The 17,415-nt window shown below is 52.3% G+C and carries 14 protein-coding genes; 4 read left to right on the top strand and 10 right to left on the bottom strand.

Going from position 1 to position 17,415, the window contains the following annotated elements:
• Positions 1–83: 83 nt before the first annotated feature.
• Together KHQ09_RS05670 and KHQ09_RS05665 are read left to right on the top strand one after the other, a co-directional pair.
• Complete coding sequence (locus tag KHQ09_RS05670) at positions 84–965, top strand: pirin family protein (RefSeq protein ID WP_213596930.1); 882 nt, start codon at positions 84–86, stop codon at positions 963–965.
• 109 nt (positions 966–1,074) lie between these two features.
• Positions 1,075–1,764, top strand: coding sequence for a hydrolase (locus KHQ09_RS05665; protein ID WP_022711184.1), 690 nt, complete (start codon positions 1,075–1,077; stop codon positions 1,762–1,764).
• A gap of 59 nt (positions 1,765–1,823) precedes the next feature.
• Here KHQ09_RS05665 and KHQ09_RS05660 read toward each other — a convergent pair whose 3' ends face one another.
• The 5 genes from KHQ09_RS05660 to ureB form a co-directional block, all read right to left on the bottom strand.
• Positions 1,824–3,215: an MATE family efflux transporter gene (locus KHQ09_RS05660; protein ID WP_075654794.1), complete on the bottom strand. Its 1,392-nt coding sequence runs from the start codon at positions 3,213–3,215 to the stop codon at positions 1,824–1,826.
• Positions 3,216–3,486: 271 nt separating this feature from the next.
• The gene (locus tag KHQ09_RS05655) at positions 3,487–4,776 is read right to left on the bottom strand and encodes an NCS2 family permease (RefSeq protein WP_213596928.1); all 1,290 of its coding nucleotides are present in this window, start codon (positions 4,774–4,776) and stop codon (positions 3,487–3,489) included.
• Positions 4,777–5,141: 365 nt separating this feature from the next.
• Positions 5,142–5,834 carry an alpha/beta hydrolase gene (locus KHQ09_RS05650; RefSeq protein ID WP_213596926.1) on the bottom strand — a complete coding sequence of 231 codons (693 nt, stop codon included), beginning with the start codon at positions 5,832–5,834 and terminating at the stop codon, positions 5,142–5,144.
• A 210-nt stretch (positions 5,835–6,044) separates the two neighbouring features.
• The gene (gene ureC / locus KHQ09_RS05645) at positions 6,045–7,760 is read right to left on the bottom strand and encodes an urease subunit alpha (RefSeq protein ID WP_213596924.1); all 1,716 of its coding nucleotides are present in this window, start codon (positions 7,758–7,760) and stop codon (positions 6,045–6,047) included.
• 90 nt (positions 7,761–7,850) lie between these two features.
• Positions 7,851–8,612, bottom strand: a complete 762-nt coding sequence (ureB, locus tag KHQ09_RS05640) for an urease subunit beta (protein WP_213596922.1) — start codon at positions 8,610–8,612, stop codon at positions 7,851–7,853.
• A 677-nt stretch (positions 8,613–9,289) separates the two neighbouring features.
• Here ureB and KHQ09_RS05635 point away from each other — a divergent pair.
• Together KHQ09_RS05635 and KHQ09_RS05630 are read left to right on the top strand one after the other, a co-directional pair.
• A complete protein-coding gene (locus KHQ09_RS05635) occupies positions 9,290–10,867 on the top strand; it encodes an EAL domain-containing protein (protein ID WP_213596920.1) in 1,578 nt (525 codons plus the stop codon).
• Positions 10,868–11,054: 187 nt separating this feature from the next.
• Positions 11,055–11,774, top strand: coding sequence for a L,D-transpeptidase (locus tag KHQ09_RS05630; RefSeq protein ID WP_238481704.1), 720 nt, complete (start codon positions 11,055–11,057; stop codon positions 11,772–11,774).
• A gap of 143 nt (positions 11,775–11,917) precedes the next feature.
• Here the strand turns inward: KHQ09_RS05630 and KHQ09_RS05625 are convergent, their stop codons facing one another.
• The 5 genes from KHQ09_RS05625 to KHQ09_RS05605 all read right to left on the bottom strand — a co-directional run bounded on the left by KHQ09_RS05625 (position 11,918) and on the right by KHQ09_RS05605 (position 17,396).
• Positions 11,918–12,628: a phosphoribosylaminoimidazolesuccinocarboxamide synthase gene (locus tag KHQ09_RS05625; RefSeq protein ID WP_213596918.1), complete on the bottom strand. Its 711-nt coding sequence runs from the start codon at positions 12,626–12,628 to the stop codon at positions 11,918–11,920.
• A gap of 181 nt (positions 12,629–12,809) precedes the next feature.
• Entirely contained in the window at positions 12,810–14,366 is a 1,557-nt protein-coding gene (gene guaA, locus KHQ09_RS05620; protein WP_213596916.1) for a glutamine-hydrolyzing GMP synthase, read from the bottom strand.
• An 88-nt stretch (positions 14,367–14,454) separates the two neighbouring features.
• Entirely contained in the window at positions 14,455–15,171 is a 717-nt protein-coding gene (locus tag KHQ09_RS05615; RefSeq protein WP_083646896.1) for a 5'-methylthioadenosine/S-adenosylhomocysteine nucleosidase, read from the bottom strand.
• Positions 15,172–15,385: 214 nt separating this feature from the next.
• The gene (locus KHQ09_RS05610; protein WP_213596914.1) at positions 15,386–15,841 is read right to left on the bottom strand and encodes a PaaI family thioesterase; all 456 of its coding nucleotides are present in this window, start codon (positions 15,839–15,841) and stop codon (positions 15,386–15,388) included.
• 262 nt (positions 15,842–16,103) lie between these two features.
• Complete coding sequence (locus KHQ09_RS05605) at positions 16,104–17,396, bottom strand: RsmB/NOP family class I SAM-dependent RNA methyltransferase (protein WP_213596912.1); 1,293 nt, start codon at positions 17,394–17,396, stop codon at positions 16,104–16,106.
• Positions 17,397–17,415 lie beyond the last annotated feature (19 nt).

Raw genomic sequence — 17,415 nt, 5'->3', positions numbered from 1 at the left:
TACCGCATTCTTTGTCTCACTCATATCTTCCTGTCATCAACACGCACACAGCATTTGCTGCAAGCGACAACAGGAGACAGACAATGAGAAAGGTATTAGGCGTTTACAGCAGCCCCCGCCCGCATTGGGTAGGCGACGGCTTTCCTGTGCGTTCGATGTTTTCCCATGCCAGCCACGGCGAGCATGTCAGTCCGTTTCTTCTGCTTGACTATGCAGGTCCGGCAGAATTCAGCCCTGCCGGTCATGCCTCCGGTGACCGGCGGGGCATAGGCATTCATCCGCATCGCGGCTTTGAAACGGTTACCCTTGTCTATCAGGGCGAACTCGAACATCGGGTTTCAACCGGCAAAGGCGGCACGATCGGTGCGGGCGATGTGCAATGGATGACGGCAGCCAAAGGCATCCTGCATGAAGAACTGCATTCGCGCGCCTTTACTGAACAGGGTGGCACGCTGCAAATGGTTCAGCTCTGGGTCAATCTGCCTGCGAAAGATAAAAATGCAGAACCCGGCTATCAGAACTTACGGAGTGCAGAGATACCAGTTGTTGACCTGCCGGATAAGGCAGGCAGCCTGCGCGTTATTGCCGGTGCGTATAACAAGGTCAAAGGCCCTGCCCGTACCTTCACTCCCGTCAATTTATGGGATGTCAGCCTGCAGCAGAACACGACTGCAACCCTGACTATTCCCGACGGCCATACGGCAATGCTGGTCGTGCTCAGCGGCTCAGTGACAATCAATAATGACAAGCAGGCCGGTGAGGCTCAGCTGGTTTTGCTGGATCGCCACGGCACGGATGTCTGGATAGAAGCGCACAATAATGCCTCTTTTCTGGTTCTCAGCGGGGAACCAATTGACGAGCCTGTCGTTATTCATGGGCCATTTGTAATGAACAGCACGGAAGAAATCAGCTCCGCCCTCCGCGATTTTCAGAATGGCCAATTCGGACACATACCCCTTTCATGACCGGTTTATCCGGCCATGCGCTGCCGGTCTCACCTTGCCCCCCAGTTTCGTGAGACCGGCAGATGATGAAATGATTCAGCCTGACATTTAATCCAAGGGAGACGTCGAAATGAATATTCCATCAACCATTGCCAATTTTAACGGTCAGCGGCCGGTTATTGATCCAGAAGATTCTGTTATGCTGCTGATTGACCACCAGAGCGGGCTTTTTCAGACCGTCGGCGATATGCCCATGACAGAATTACGCGCCCATGCAACCGCATTGGCCAAGATCGCCACACTGGCTAAAATTCCGGTTATCACCACTGCATCAGTGCCGCAGGGGCCGAACGGCCCGCTGATACCGGAAATTCATGAGAATGCCCCTCACGCCAAATATGTTGCCCGCAAAGGCGAAATTAATGCATGGGATAATCCGGATTTCGTTGCTGCCGTCAAAGCAACAGGTCGCAAGACCCTGATTATTGCCGGTACAATTACCAGTGTCTGCATGGCCTTTCCGTCGATTTCAGCGGTCTATGACGGATATAAAGTTTTTGCCGTTGTTGATGCTTCCGGCACCTATTCCAAAATGGCTCAGGAAATTACGCTGGCGCGGGTGACGCAGGCCGGTGTTATTCCGATGGATACCGCAGCAGTAGCCTCTGAAATTCAGCGCAGCTGGAACCGTGATGATGCGGCGGAATGGGCCAAAGTCTATACTCTGATTTTCCCGCCTTACCAGCTTCTGATTGAAAGCTATATGAAAGCGCAGGAAGTCGAGAAAAATCACGAAACACTGGATTCAATGCGGAAATAATTTCCGGTCACAGAAATGAAAATGGCTGCGGAACTTATCTGTTCCGCAGCCATTTTTTATCAGACATAGACCACATTGCTGAGACTGTCGCGGCGCATCCAGCGCTGTGTCATCAGCACGGCGACAATTGCAAGTCCCGTCGCCAGACCGATCCACACGCCGATCCCTTCAAAATTGAAGGTAAAGGCCAGCAGCGCGCCAAGTGGTAAGCCGACGCCCCAATAGCCGAGCAGTGCCAAAAACATCGGAATGCGTGTATCACGCAAGCCGCGCAGCATACCCGCTGCCACCGCCTGTGCCCCGTCAACAATCTGGAACAATGCCGCAAAAGCAAGAAATGATATGCAAAGCCGGATCACTTCCGCATTGGCCGGATCACGAATATCCAAAAACGCACTGATAAACACCTTCGGCATCAGGATCATCAGCAGCCCCATCACGCCCATGAAGCCGACCCCCAAAGCATAGGCACTCCAGCCTGCATAGGCCACGGCCTCACGGTTACCCGCGCCATAGGCACGGCCAACACGCACCGTCGCCACCTGTCCGAAGCCGAGCGGCACCATGAAACTCAGGGAAGCAATCTGCATCGCGACCGCATGCGCAGCCAGCGATGTCGGGCTGATTTTACCCATCATCAGCACAGCCGCATAGAAGATCGTGGTTTCGAAAGCAAAGGTCAGCGCCATTGGCAAACCGATGCGCCACAATTCAAGAAAACGCGGCCAGTCAGGACGCCAGAAGCGGCCAAACAAACGGTAGCGGCGGAATTTCTTATGGGTGCAGACAACGACAACCAGACCGAAGAACATCATCCAGCTGGAGGCTGTGGTCGCAATACCGGCACCGCGCAGACCCATTTCCGGCATACCAAATTTACCGAAAATCAGGCTATAGGCAGCAATCGCATTGAACACGATAGCAAAAGCCGCAATCAGCAATGTCCAGAGCGGACGCTCCATTGCCGCCAGAAATGAACGCAGACCGATATAGCCGAGATATGGCAGCATCGCCCATTGCAGCGTATGCATCATCTGCACGGAATGCGCGGCAATATCCGGCCGTTGCCCCATAAACAGGAATACGGATTCCGCATTCCACAGCAGCACCCAGAACGGAATGCAGATGATAATCGCTGTCCAGAATCCCTGACGCACAGTGCGGCGCACATCGCGCACGGAATGGCGGTTGCGGCCAAGCGCCATCGCCATCATCGGCAGCGTGGCGGAAACCAGCCCCATGCAGAAGATCATCATCGAATGATAAAAGCTGGTGGTCAGCACGGCGGCAGCCAGCGTATCGGCGCCGAGACGCCCGATCAGAATGACATCCGTTGCTGTCAGCGCTGCCTGCGAAAGATTCGTAAAAATCAGCGGCCAGCCAAGTTTAAAGGACGAAATGACCTCCCGCCCCCAGCGATTACCTGTATTTGTCTGCGTAATTGCAGTCATGTTCAGCCGCCTCCCGACAGCTTTTTCCGGCACAGGCCGGGTTTTCAAAGCATTTTCCGGCCTGACTGCCTCAGGAAAATACGCTCATTTTGTTATGGTATATTCGCAAGCAATTTCCGGACAAAGAAGCCGGCGCTTAACATTGAGAACCATGCTGTATCATGCCGGTTCATGAAGATCGAGAGCGATCTGAAAGAACAACCAAATGTGTTGAGCCGCAGAGCTTTCCAGCGCTGCGGCTCAACATAGTAATAATCAGGATTACTATGCTTTAATGCACATAGGCAAAGCGGATCACAAACAATGCCGCAACAATCCAAGTTGCCGGATGAATAACCCGCCATTTACCCGAACCGGCCTTGAGCACAACATAGCTGATGAAGCCGAAGGCCAGACCATTGGCAATCGAATAGGTGAACGGAATGCCCAGAGCTGTCAGAGCGGCTGGTGCAGCTTCCGTTACATCGTCCCATTCGATTTCAGACATTTCACGCATCATCAGACAGGCGACATAGATCAGCGCCGGCGCTGTTGCATAGGCGGGAACGGATCCGGCCAGAGGTGAAATGAACAAGGCTGCAAGGAACAGAAGAGCGATAACCAGTGCTGTCAGACCTGTGCGGCCACCGGCCTGAACGCCGGAAGCGCTTTCAACATAAGCCGTTGTCGAGCTGGTACCGATGATGGAACCACCGATAATTGCAGTACTGTCAGCAAACAGAGCGCGGTTCAGGCGGTTCGGTTTACCTTCAGGAATGAGGCCTGCACGCTTGCTCACGCCGATCAGCGTACCGGTTGCATCAAAAACTTCAACCAGCACAAAAACCAGAATAACCTGCAGGAAGCCCACATGCAGAGCGCCCATAATATCGAGCTGCATGAATGTCGGCATCAGGCTTGGCGGTGCTGAGAATACGCCCTGAAACTGGCTGACGCCGAGCATGATCGACAGAACGGTCACAACCAGAATACCGATCAGAATTGCGCCGCGCACTTTCAGCGCATCCAGAACGGCCATCACGAAGAAGCCGAAGATCGCCAGCAGCGGGCCGGTTTTGGTCAGATCGCCAAGAGTGATGAAGGTTGCTTCGCTGCCGACAATAATGCCGGAGCTTTTCATACCGACCAGCGCAAGGAACATGCCGATACCGACAGCAATCGCACTGCGCAGGGATTTCGGAATACCGTCAACCAGCCAGCTACGGATGCCGGAAATGGTGAGGATGAAGAAAATCACACCGGAGATAAAGACAGCGCCCAGAGCCTGCTGCCATGTGAAGCCCATAATACCGACAACGGTGAAAGCAAAAAACGCGTTCAGACCCATGCCCGGTGCCATACCGATCGGCCAGTTGGCAACAAATGCCATCACGATAGAGCCAAGCGCTGCGGCAAGACAGGTCGCGACAAAGATCGCATTACGATCCATGCCGGTCGAGGACAGAATGTCCGGATTAACAAAAATGATATAGGACATTGTCAGGAACGTTGTCAGACCGGCGAGCACTTCTGTGCGCACATTGGTCTTATGTTCCTGTAATTTGAAAAGCTTTTCCAGCATGGTAGCTCCCTGTCAGTCTTTGGTAAGAAAGCATTCTGACGTCTTGCAGATGAATGGCCTCCTCGCAAAATCCTGATAGCAAAACCTGCTGCAGTCCACGGGAGACGACCTGTTTTATAGCGCCTGATCCGGCGGGATAAAACAACGCCACATTTTCGCCATTATCATGAATAGCCGGTCGCGTAAATGCACAGCACCCTCCGGCACTCCGCTGTGCAGGCTTTATGCACCGGAATCTCGCAGGTAAAATCGTGATGACAGGCTGGTTCAACACCGGAATGTGTCGCGCGTGAACACTGCGACACACTCCTTTTTAATAGGCCGCATCATAGCGGCGATCAGGTAAGATCAATATAGAAACAGCTTTAGCCGAGCGCTTTTGCAGCCTCATCAATCAGATTTACAACCTCTGCCGCGCGGGAAGCCAGTGAGGCATGACTTGCATCCAGCTCAATCAGTTTACGCGGCTTCATCCGTTCAGCCATATGTTTCTGATTGGCCGGATGGATCATGTGATCCTGCGTTGAAAGCTGATACCAGACCGGCTTATGTTTCCATGCAGGGTCGGTCACATTATCACCGAATGTTGTGGCAATTGGCGCCTTCTGCGCTACAGCCATTACCAGCGCTTCATCTGCGCTCATATCCTGACAGAAGCTTTCATGGTATTTGTCATAATTAATCCAGAGATAGCCGTCACTGTCCGGAGCCAGATTGGCAATGGCTGCAGGCGGATTTGCCTGACTGATACGACCGGGGCTTTCCCCTGTATCCGGTGCGAAGGCCGCAATATAGACCAGTCCGGCAACATTTGGCAGATTGCCCATCTCGGTAATAACCGCTCCGCCATAGGAATGGCCGACCAGCAAAACTTTGCCTTCCTGCTGTTTAACCATTTTGCGGGTGCGTTCCGCATCATCTGCCAGAGATGTCAGCGGCATTTCCACGGCACGGATTTTGTCATATCCTTTACGGGACAATTCGAGAATAACTTTGCTCCAATGGGCGGCACCGCCCCAAAACCCGTGCACCAATACAATTGTCAGCTGACTACCCATAGCTATCTCCTTTTGCAGTGATAATCCTGAAAGATGTGCTGTCTTTTGATGCGTTACAGAATAAGGAATATTATTATTTTAGAATGATGCGATATTGCTGTAACGACAGTGCCTCGTAATTAGAGCGCCTGTTTTATCCGGCAACCGGACATTCAATATTTTTCGTAGCAGCACGCCGCATATTTCTACACGGCGTGCTGTCTTTAATAATCAGAACAGGTTGTAACGTTGCGCGAGCGGCACGACAGAAACCGGCTCCGCCCCGACCTTTGCGCCGTCAACACTGACTTTATACGTCTTCGGATCAACGGTGATTTTCGGCAATGCATCATTGAGCTTCATGTCAGCCTTGGTCAGACCACGGCATTTAACAACCGGCTCGATACGCTTATTCAGGCCGAGATTCAGCACATTACCGTCATTGACCGATGCCTGACTAACAAACAGGATCGATGTTTTGCCGATACCGGAAGACAAAGCACCAAACATCGGGCGCATGATTACCGGCTGCGGTGTCGGGATCGAAGCATTGGCATCGCCGATCTGCGCATAGGCAATGAAACCGCTCTTCATCACCAGCTCAGGACGCTGGCCGAAGAATGCCGGCTTCCACAGCACCAGATCAGCGACTTTGCCGGTTTCAACTGACCCGATGAGATGGCTGATACCATGGGCAATTGCCGGATTGATGGTATATTTGGCGATATAGCGCTTGATACGGAAATTATCATTTCCCGCACCATCCTGCGGCAGGCTTCCGCGCTGCGCCTTCATCTGATCGGCGACCTGCCATGTCCGCATGATCACTTCACCGCCGCGCCCCATCGCCTGACTGTCAGATGTCATCATGGAAATCGCGCCGATATCATGCAGCACGCCTTCGGCAGCAATCGTATTGGCACGGATACGGCTGGCTGCAAAAGCCACATCTTCCGGAATATTCTTATCCAGATGATGGCAGACCATCAGCATATCGAGATGCTCTTCCACCGTATTCACGGTGTAAGGCAAAGTCGGCGTGGTGGAGCTGGTCAGCACATTGGCTTCCGCACAGATGCGCATCAGATCCGGCGCATGACCACCGCCTGCACCTTCCGCATGATAGGCATGGATGGAGCGACCACCGAAAGCCTTGATGGAATCTTCCACCGTGCAGCTTTCATTGACGGAATCCATATGAATGGTGACCTGAATGTCATATTCGTCAGCCATATCCATACAGGTTGCAATAGCTGCCGGTGTTGTGCCCCAGTCCTCATGCAGCTTCAGACCAGCAGCACCGGCCAGAACCTGCTCGCGCATACCTTCAGGTCGGGATGAACTGCCACGACCGGTAAAGATCACATTGAGCGGCAGATCATCGGTCGCCTGCATCATATTATGCAAGTAGTTCGGATTTGGCGTGCAGGTGGTCGCCATTGAGCCTGTTGCAGGACCAGTACCGCCGCCGAGCACCGTGGTTAAACCGCTGGCAATCGAAGTAATTGGCTGTGACGGCGTGATATAATGGAAGTGCGTATCAATACCACCGGCGGTGACGATACAGCCCTCGCCTGAGATCACCTCTGTATTTACCCCGATCACCAGATCAGGATGCACACCAGCCATAATATCCGGATTACCGGCTTTGCCGATACCGGCGATTTTACCATCCTTGATGCCGATATCAGCTTTAACGATGCCGGTATAATCAATGATCAGCGCATTGGTGATGATACAATCCAGTGCCTTATCACTGCTGACACCCGTTGCCTGCCCCATACCATCACGGATGACCTTGCCGGAGCCGAAGATGCATTCGTCACCATAAACGGTGTAATCATGCTCGACTTCCGCATAGAGATTGGTATCGCCCAAACGAACTTTATCACCCTTGGTCGGGCCGAAAAACTTGGCGTAATCTGCACGGGTTATTTTATAGACCATGTTTTATCCTTATCGGCAGAGCGCGGCGTGATGCATATATCCGGCACTCTGCAAGCTTAAATTGTTGTGTAAAATCTATGATGCAAGCGCTCATTCAGCACTGCGACTGTCGGCAAAAGCCCGCTCATTCACGCGGGAAAGTGTGCGTGCTTTATTGTCCGCATCCACCGCGCCATCGACCAGATTATTGCCGCCGCGAATGATCTGATTGCCGGAAATCGCGACCAGTGTAACTTCCTTGGTCTCACCCGGCTCGAAGCGCACAGCCAGCCCCGCAGGAATATCCAGACGTTTGCCATAGGCTGCTTCACGATTGAATTTCAGACGCGGATTGGTTTCAACAAAGTTGAAATGGCTGCCGATTTGTACCGGACGACTGTCGGTATTAGTGACGCTGATCGTGACAGTTTCACGCCCTTCATTGAGCGCAATATCGCCCTCTGCACAGATAACCTGACCGGCAATACCGATCTCTGCATCATCCTGCATTTTAGCTGGAACTGGCAGGAAACTGCCATAAAGCGCCAGTTTCATATCGCCCTTGTCAGCACTGACCGGCGTGCGCACAGCAACCAGTTTGGTGCCGTCTTTGAATGTGCCTTCAATCTGCACATCGTCAATCATCTCGGCAACACCGGACATGACTTCACGCTTGCCGAGAATGGTGCTGCCGAGGCGCATCAGTTCAGCGACTGAGTGCTGACCGTCGCGGATCAGCTCCAGCATGACCAGTGAGATCAGGGCAATGGCTTCCGGATAATTGAGACGCAACCCGCGTGCGAGACGGCGTTGTGCCAATTGACCGGTGGTTACAAGCATCAGCTTGTCGGTTTCATGAGGTGTAAGATGCAATGGTGTCTCCTTTATTTTCGGGGAAACACAGGCGCAGCAAATCGCAAGGCGTGCCAAATCCTCGGCAAGCCGCTATGAATTTCAAGGAGCCTGTGTGAAGAATGGATGTGCTGCGAGAAAACACAGCTGATGCGCTTTGCACTGACCAATATCAATGACATCACAACGCGTCCTGCAGAACAGGAAGCGTTGCAGATTACACGGCATCACCACCGCCTATATTCAGACGGTGATTACAATCATAGCGATGATTACAGGACGCAATACGCCCGCAAGCAGCATCGGCTAGGCCGGTGAATTTCGGATGATACGGATTAGCAATACAGAAAGGGCATCAGCACTTCGCAGCGGCTGAAACTAGCCGACATTAAGTCCTGAGAAATGTTCCATCATGTGATTAACGACAAAAAAAGTCAGCAATCTCGGCCCTGTCATTTCAGTTCTGTATGAAGAAAAAACTGCGATGCGGATTGATAAATCTGAGTCATCGCAAGCCCGATAAAGACAGCAGTATAAACCGAAGTCAAGGGGACATTGCTGCGCTCTGCACGGTTAAAAAATACAGCTAAACACAAAGAGAAATGTTGTTTTATTAAACCAAAAAATGAAATTTTACACTGAATCCTAAGTCTTTCCCTGTATGGGAGGAAAGACAGATAAATACGAAAGCCTTTGCAGTGATTTGGCATCGTCAGTTTAAGCTCGGAAAAAGCAATTATACAGCACGACATATCATTGTCGTTTTGCTGGCTTTTTTCACGCCTATACTTCTGGGGTTGCCGATTTTATACTGGCAATCCGGCAATGCTCTACACGAAAGAGCCCAGTCAGCCAGCCGCGCCGTTATTGAACATGTTGATGATATTCTCGATAATGCGAGAAAAGTGACCGAAGACGCTGCCCCCCTGATTGACAGGCCCTGCTCCGAGATTGTCGAGACACTGCGCATCAAAGCCACTACGACATCCTTTGTCAGATCACTGGCAGTCATCAAAAATGATACTATTACCTGCAGTACGATTTACGGTGACACGCGGCTGCCTGTAACAAGCGCCCATTTTTATGATGACCGTCTGGCCTTAATCGCCGGAAACAGAGTTTCTCCTGACCGTGCAATTTTGCTCTACCGGTGGAAAAACGGCACGTCCTCTATTCTGGCCGGTATTGACGGCCTGCATATCATTCAGCTGCTCAACAGTCATGAGATGACACCGGCAACAACGCTGATTATCGGTTCTTACCGGCTTGAGCAGGACGGCAAAGTCCGCAACATATCTGCAGGAACCAGCAACAGCATTCTGATCCGCGACCGCTCCGATAAATATCCGTTTTCGGTTGAGACCGGTTTTCACAGCGGCGCATTACGGGACTATATTTTATCCCGCCATCTGCCGCTTATCATCCTGCTCGTCATTCTTGGCGGGCTGAGTGCATTTGCAACAAACCGGATGACGGTCAATGCCCGCAACATGACTGCTGAGGCCAAGCGCGCCATTCGCAACAATGAATTTATCCCTTATTATCAGGCAATTGTGCGGAGCGACACCCATGAATGGGTTGGCGCGGAAGTGCTGACCCGCTGGGATCATCCGCTTGAAGGTATGATCCTGCCGAACAGTTTTATTCCTTTTATGGAGCGTTCAGGACTGATTATTCCGATGACGGCAGCCCTGATCCGGCGCGTTGCGGAAGAATTTACACCGCTGGAGAAACAACTTCCGGACGGTTTCCATATCAGCATCAATGTTTCCGCAGTCTATCTGGCTGATCCTGAATTGATCAAAAGCTGTCACTATTTCCTGAGTCAGTTTTCGCAAAACAAGATACGGCTGATGCTGGAACTGACCGAACGTGAAGCAATTGATCCAACGCCGGAACTCTTACAGCAAATCCATACGTTGCGTCAGGCCGGTATTCTGATCGCCCTGGATGATTTTGGTGTCGGCCATTCCAATCTGAATTATCTGAAAGAGTTTCAGGCGGATCTGCTCAAGATTGACCGTAGCTTTATTACCGGCATCGGCAGCAATGACTTCTCCCGCCATGTCTTGCAGAGCATTATTGATCTGTCGCAGCAACTGGGACTCCGGATCATCGCAGAAGGTATCGAGACACGCCAACAGGCCGATTATCTTCAGGAAAGAGGCGTCCAGTACCTTCAGGGCTTTTATTTCTCCAAGCCGCAACCGATTACTGTTTTCCAGTCCCATATGTGCCAGCATTTATCGGGACAGAAACCGAAGCGCGGCAAGTAACCGCTCTGCATTCCCCTGCCCTGCGCAGAACTGAGCGTTGCCAAAAAGATACCATCCCTCTGACATTCGCCCAATCTTTGTAAAAATAATTGATCACTTGGTAAACTCTTTGTAGACGCTTAAGAAAACCTTAGTATCGCGAGGGAGCAAGCTGTCTTCATTGCTAAAAACTGGAGCCGGTTTGTCCGTGTCATTATCCCCGCTGAAATTATCCCTGTTATTCGCCTGCGCTGCTGCTCTTTCTGCCTGTACCACTGTCCAGAATCCGCCACCTGTGCTCAATGCCAGCGTAACCCAGCCGCAGCCGGTGAAACCGGAACCGGTATCCGAGCCGGAAGCACCGGCAGCGACACCGGAAACTGACAGCGCCGCGTATATGTATCGCGCAATGACGGATCAGAATTACCAGATCCCTGCCATTGATCTGGCCAAGCTGAAACCGGAACACCGCCGGACTGTTGTCGATTACAAGACCACAGAAAAACCGGGCACCATTATTGTCGACCAGCCTGCCCGCTATCTCTATTTTGTGTTGCCGGAAGGCAAGGCTGTCCGTTATGCCGTGGGTGTCGGCCCCGCAGCACGCGGCTTTAACGGCGGCGATGCAATTATCGCGCATAAGGCCGCATGGCCGCGCTGGACGCCGACCCAGAACATGATCAAGCGCAATCCGAACCAGTATCTGCGCTACAAAGACGGCGTTGACGGCGGCCCGGGAAATCCGATGGGCGCGCGCGCACTTTATATGCATAAAGACGGCATCGACACCTATTACCGTGTCCACGGCACGAATAAACCTTCATCGATCGGCAAAGGCGTTTCCGCAGGCTGTATCCGCCTCATCAATCAGGACATTATCGACCTGCATTCCCGCGTAAAGCCTGGTGCACGCATTGTTGTGAAATAATTATAATCTGCCCCGTAATCAGCTGTATTTCGGGGCAGGTTTTCAATCTCCGGACATAAAAACACCGCCGCAGTTTTCGCAACTGCGGCGGTGTTTTTATTATCCGTTTCACTTATGAAAAGAAGATAGAAATATTTTCTCAGTCAGCCGATCAGCTTTTCATAGACTTTGCCGTGTTCAAGCACTTTGCCTGTTTCATCCATAACGCGCATGGCATCAGCGGAAATCTCATCGATAACCACGACTTCACCGTCGATCAGGCCGATTTCGATCTTCATATCGATCAGCGTCAGACCCAAACCACGCAGATCAGCTTCTACAATACGGCACACATTACGGGTAATGTCCTTAGCCTTTGCAAGATGGTCAGGGCTTAAGAGGCCGAGAGCAACGATGGCGTCATCATTGATAAGCGGATCGCCGCGTTCATCGTCTTTCACAGTAATTTCAACGAGATAGTCAAATTTCTGTTCGGTATTACGAATATATTGCTGATAACGGCGAATGAAACTACCCCAAGGACGGGTGCGGCAAACAAATTCAAAGCCGCCGGTGCCGTTAATATCCTTGCCCAAAGGCTCGGCACGGCGAACTTCCATCGTGCCCTTTTCAAGATCAAGATTGACCAAATGGGTAGGCACGCCAGCAGCATGCAGTCGCTTGAAGAAATAATCCGTCATGCCAAGAGATTTACGACCCTTGCCTTCAACCTGACCGATAACGGTATTTGCACCCGGATCAATCACACCATCCGAGCCGGTTACATCATCCTTGAACACCAGAAGAATGTTGCCGTTCTCCAAGGCGTAGAGGTCTTTGGTCTTGCCGGAGTAAATCTTTTCGCTGCTGTTCATTCGTTTGCCCGCTCAGGTTTATGCGCTGATCATACCCAAAGCGGTTTACGTTCATGTTGGATCGCAATGCTCGCTCTGGATTCTTTAGTTTGTCGCATTATCCCTACGTCAAATTGGATCAACTTGACTGTGAAATGCTCCAGAAAAAAACAATGCGCCGATTGGCGCATTGTTCTTCAACTTATTCCCACTCAATGGTGCCCGGAGGCTTCGAGGTAATATCATAGACCACGCGGTTGATGCCGCGCACTTCATTGATAATACGGGTCGCTGCCTTGGCAAGGAAGTCCATATCATAGTGGTAGAAATCAGCGGTCATACCGTCAACCGACGTTACCGCACGCAGCGCACAAACGAATTCGTATGTGCGACCGTCGCCCATAACACCAACGGTCTGCACCGGCAGCAACACGGCAAATGCCTGCCAGATCACATCATAGAGACCGGCTTTACGGATTTCATCCAGATAGACTGCATCGGCTTCACGAAGGATTTCCAGCTTCTCACGGGTGATACCGCCCGGGCAACGAATTGCCAGACCAGGCCCCGGGAACGGATGGCGACCGATGAAACTGTCCGGCAGACCGAGTTCCTTACCGAGAACGCGCACTTCATCCTTGAAGAGTTCACGCAGCGGTTCCACGAGCTGCATATTCATGCGCTCAGGCAGACCACCAACATTGTGATGCGACTTGATCGTCACAGAAGGACCACCGGTGAAAGATACGCTTTCGATCACGTCAGGATAGAGTGTACCCTGCGCGAGGAAGTCTGCGCCGCCGAGTTTAGCAGCTTCTTCTTCGAACACTTCAATGAACAGGCGGCCAATGGTCTTGCGCTTCACTTCCGGATCGGTTTCACCTTCCAGAGCGGAGATGAAACGATCCTGCGCATTCACCAGAACCAGCGGCATGTTGTAATGTTCTTTGAACATTGCAACAACCTGTGCCGCTTCATCCTTACGCATCAGGCCGTGATCAACCAGAATACAGGTCAGCTGATCGCCAACCGCTTCATGGATGAGCAGCGCTGCAACGGAAGAGTCCACGCCGCCTGAAAGCGCGCAGATAACCTTGCCTTTGCCAACCTGTTTGCGGATAGCTTCAACAGCCTGTTCGCGATAGGCGGACATTGTCCAGTCCGGCTTGATGCCAGCAATATTATGGACGAAATTCTGCAGGAGTTTCGCGCCGTCCGGTGTGTGCACCACTTCCGGATGGAACTGCACCGCAAAATATTTGCGCTTTTCATCGGCAATGGCTGCGAATGGTGCATTCGGCGATGTGCCGACAACCTTAAAGCCTTCCGGCAGGGCTGTCACACGGTCACCGTGGCTCATCCAAACCTGATGGCGGGTGCCTTTGGCCCAGATGCCGGAAAACAGTGCGCTGTCCTCGTTCACTTCGAGGAACGCACGACCGAATTCACGGTCATGGCCGCTTTCGACCTTGCCGCCCAGCTGCTCGCACATGGTCTGCTGACCATAGCAAATGCCCATAACCGGAATACCGGCTTCAAACACTGCCTGTGGTGCGCGCGGACTACCGATATCGGTGGTCGAATGCGGGCTGCCGGACAAGATCACAGCTTTCGGATTGATGCGCTTGAACGCTTCATCTGCCAGCTGGAACGGCACGATTTCGGAATAGACTCCGGCCTCGCGCACACGCCGCGCTATCAGCTGCGTGACCTGACTGCCAAAGTCAATGATAAGGATAGTATCGGGATGGGTGCTCATGGGCAGCATCTAGAGAATTATGTTGATTGTTGCAAGCCGGAATCGAAACCCGCGACAATATATTAGGGTACAAACAGTGGAGATAAGATCAGTCGCCGGATTTTACCGTCAGCGGCACTGTACGCTCAAGATCAGCCTTGTAAAGACCCGGATCAGGATGGCCGGTTGTTTTGACCAATGTGCTCTGCAACATTGCCGCTTCCAGCAAGCGCACGGCCTGTGCCAGTTTTTCATCAATGATGTGCAGATAGCGTGTCCAGTCAGACACCTGCTTCACCGCCTCATCACCATCGGAAATACCGCGCAAACCGATCAGCGGCACAGCAAAACGCTGACAGGTACGCAGGATCGCAAAGCTCTCCATATCCACCATATCCGCATCAATATCATTATAGGCAGAACCGGTGACGATATTTGCACCTGTGGACAAGGACGCGCTGGCAATACCCGGAATATGATATGGCAACGGAATAATGATCGGGAAATCAGCAGATGGTGTCTGACCTTTGGCATAGCCGAGAGCCGAGGCATCCATATCGCGGTAGCCGACATTGACCGCCTGATAAATCTCGGTCTGCACCAGCTTGGCAGAACCGGCAGAACCAAGCGACACCACCAGATCAGGCAGGGCACCGCGCATGGAAAGATCGGCCAGAACCGCAGAAACCACGACAGCCGCTTCAACAGGGCCGATACCGGTAATCAGCGGCTTGAACATAGCCTGCAAATGCGGGCCGTATTCCGAAGGGGACGCCATAACAAACAGAACTTTTTTGCCGCCGAAATCATGCACATATTGCAGCATCGACATCGCATCTTCTGAAGCACCCTGTACCGGCGCGGACATAATCTTGGTCATTCTAACACCTGAGGCCGTCAATACAGATGATTGCGGCACACCCTTTTATTCGGACTTGCGCGGAGCTTTGGGATAAATCCGCGCGAGGTTCAAATCAAAAAGCTGTTTACAGAAGCGCTTCCGTAAACAGCACACTCAGGACAGGTATTCAGAGGATAACCTAGTCCTGCAAATCTTCACGATCTTTCACCACCATCAGCGTCGCTGTCATCGTGGCTACCAATTTCACTTCAGTCTCACCGACGGCAAATGCCTGACCGTCGCTGACCATAATCGTACGTCCCTGCTTGGTTACATTCCCGCGGAACAGAAAATGGTCGCCTTTACCGGGCGCCAGCAGATTGACCTTGAACTCGATGGTCAGCACTGCGGCATCCGCCGGCATCATTGTCAGTGCCGAATAGGCGCAGACCGCATCGAGAGCCGTTGACACAATTCCCGCATGCAAGAATCCATGCTGCTGGGTCAGATCGGCACGAAACGGCAGCTCCACTTCAACCACACCCGGTTCGCAGCGTGTGAGTTGTGCGCCGATCAGCTTCATCGCCGCCTGACGTGCAAAACTCTGCTCAACCCGTTCTTTGAAATCCGGTTCTGCTATTCTCGGTACTGCCATAATATCCCTCAGTCTTATACACTGAATGTCAGTTTTATGGCATCTCCATAACAGTCTTCAGAACCTATTCCAACCACCGGTTCGTACAAAGCATGCCCATATACGACCGAAAACAGGATATATCCTTATAGACATATATTTATATCGGATACTGCTATTCAAGCCCAGCTAATAGCGCAAACAGAAAAAAATACCAGCTTTAATGGAGAAAAAGCCCGTATTTTTTCAATATTACGATCCGGATAAGAATAATACCCGATACTCAGACAGCCTGATTTTGCAAAACAGCAATATAGAAGCCGTCTGTATCCGTGGAAAGCGGCGAGAACACGGCACCGAAATCTGGATAATGCGGCTGCGCCTGATCGGTGATGCCGCTCCACAGCTCCGCCATCGGCAGTGCCTTGTATTCGGAGTTTTCCGAGAGAAAACGGGCGACCTGCCGGTTATTCTCTGAAGCAAACAGCGAACAGGTCACATAGACCAGACGACCACCCGGCTTCACATAATGTTTGGCCGCTTCAAGCACCTCGTGCTGATCGGCAACGCGGCGCTCAAGCTGCACATCGGTCAGGCGCCATTTTGCATCCGGACGGCGACGCCATGTGCCGGAACCGGTGCATGGCGCATCGGTCAGCACAATATCCATCTGACCTTTATAAGGCTCCAGATTTTCCGGCCGGTTATGTACCTGTGTATTACGCACACCGGCGCGGCTCAGGCGATCATGAATCGGATTAAGGCGCGAGCGCTCGGCATCATAGGCATGAATCTGCCCTTTATTCTGCATGGCTGCGGCCAGAGCCAGCGTTTTACCACCGGCACCGGCGCAATAATCCATCACCTGCTGACCGGGCTGCGCACCAACCAGTTTCGCGGCAAGCTGCGAGCCTAAATCCTGCACCTCATACCAGCCATCAAGAAAAGCCTGCTCGGTCTGTACATTCGGATGACGGCCAAGCGCACGCAAAGGCGGAATACGCACCGCTTCCGGCAGAAAAGGCGCAGCTTCTGCACCGGCATTTTTCAGACCTTCCAGCGCGGTCAGCACCTTGTCGCGATTGGTTTTCAGCGTATTGACCCGCAGATCAACCGGTGGACGAGTGGCAAGCTCAGCAGCCTGCTCAACCCAATTATCACCAAACAAGGCTGAAAATTCTGGCACCCAGCTCTCGGCAATATCGGCGCGAATATAATCCGGCGCATCACTCAGATCACGACTTTCCCAAGCCTGCAAGCGCTCCGCTTCAAGCGGCTTTGGAGCAAATTTATCACCGGCCAGATTAGCCTCCAGCCACTCCGCCCCCATATCTGGATCGCTCAGGACAGAGGCATAAACCAGTGAGCGGGCATCCTGCGCATCCATCTGCCAGCCGAATGACAATTTACGGCGCAGAACGTCATAGACAATATTGCCGATCACAGCGCGGTCGCCGGCTCCGGCAAAGCGGTGCGCTGCACCCCAGTCTTTCAGCGCATCGGAAGCAGCACGGCTCTGGCGTTCAATATCTTCCAGCACTTCTATCGCTGCCTGCAACCGTCCGCCCAAACGCATCTTTACCGCTTTCCTGTCT

The organism is Pseudochrobactrum algeriensis, from assembly GCF_018436245.1.
Taxonomy (GTDB): Bacteria; Pseudomonadota; Alphaproteobacteria; order Rhizobiales; family Rhizobiaceae; genus Pseudochrobactrum; species Pseudochrobactrum saccharolyticum.
Note: the sequence above shows the minus strand (reverse complement) of the source record. Positions and strands in the feature narration are given on the sequence as shown.

What these genes read in the sequence shown, in the direction of transcription:
- KHQ09_RS05650 (WP_213596926.1), bottom strand. Translation starts at nt 5,834, where the DNA reads ATGGGTAGTCAGCTGACAATTGTATTGGTGCACGGGTTTTGGGGCGGT.
- KHQ09_RS05665 (WP_022711184.1), top strand. Translation starts at nt 1,075, where the DNA reads ATGAATATTCCATCAACCATTGCCAATTTTAACGGTCAGCGGCCGGTT.
- KHQ09_RS05625 (WP_213596918.1), bottom strand. Translation starts at nt 12,628, where the DNA reads ATGAACAGCAGCGAAAAGATTTACTCCGGCAAGACCAAAGACCTCTAC.
- guaA (WP_213596916.1), bottom strand. Translation starts at nt 14,366, where the DNA reads ATGAGCACCCATCCCGATACTATCCTTATCATTGACTTTGGCAGTCAG.
- KHQ09_RS05670 (WP_213596930.1), top strand. Translation starts at nt 84, where the DNA reads ATGAGAAAGGTATTAGGCGTTTACAGCAGCCCCCGCCCGCATTGGGTA.
- KHQ09_RS05615 (WP_083646896.1), bottom strand. Translation starts at nt 15,171, where the DNA reads ATGCTGCAATATGTGCATGATTTCGGCGGCAAAAAAGTTCTGTTTGTT.
- KHQ09_RS05605 (WP_213596912.1), bottom strand. Translation starts at nt 17,396, where the DNA reads ATGCGTTTGGGCGGACGGTTGCAGGCAGCGATAGAAGTGCTGGAAGAT.
- KHQ09_RS05655 (WP_213596928.1), bottom strand. Translation starts at nt 4,776, where the DNA reads ATGCTGGAAAAGCTTTTCAAATTACAGGAACATAAGACCAATGTGCGC.
- KHQ09_RS05660 (WP_075654794.1), bottom strand. Translation starts at nt 3,215, where the DNA reads ATGACTGCAATTACGCAGACAAATACAGGTAATCGCTGGGGGCGGGAG.
- KHQ09_RS05610 (WP_213596914.1), bottom strand. Translation starts at nt 15,841, where the DNA reads ATGGCAGTACCGAGAATAGCAGAACCGGATTTCAAAGAACGGGTTGAG.
- ureC (WP_213596924.1), bottom strand. Translation starts at nt 7,760, where the DNA reads ATGGTCTATAAAATAACCCGTGCAGATTACGCCAAGTTTTTCGGCCCG.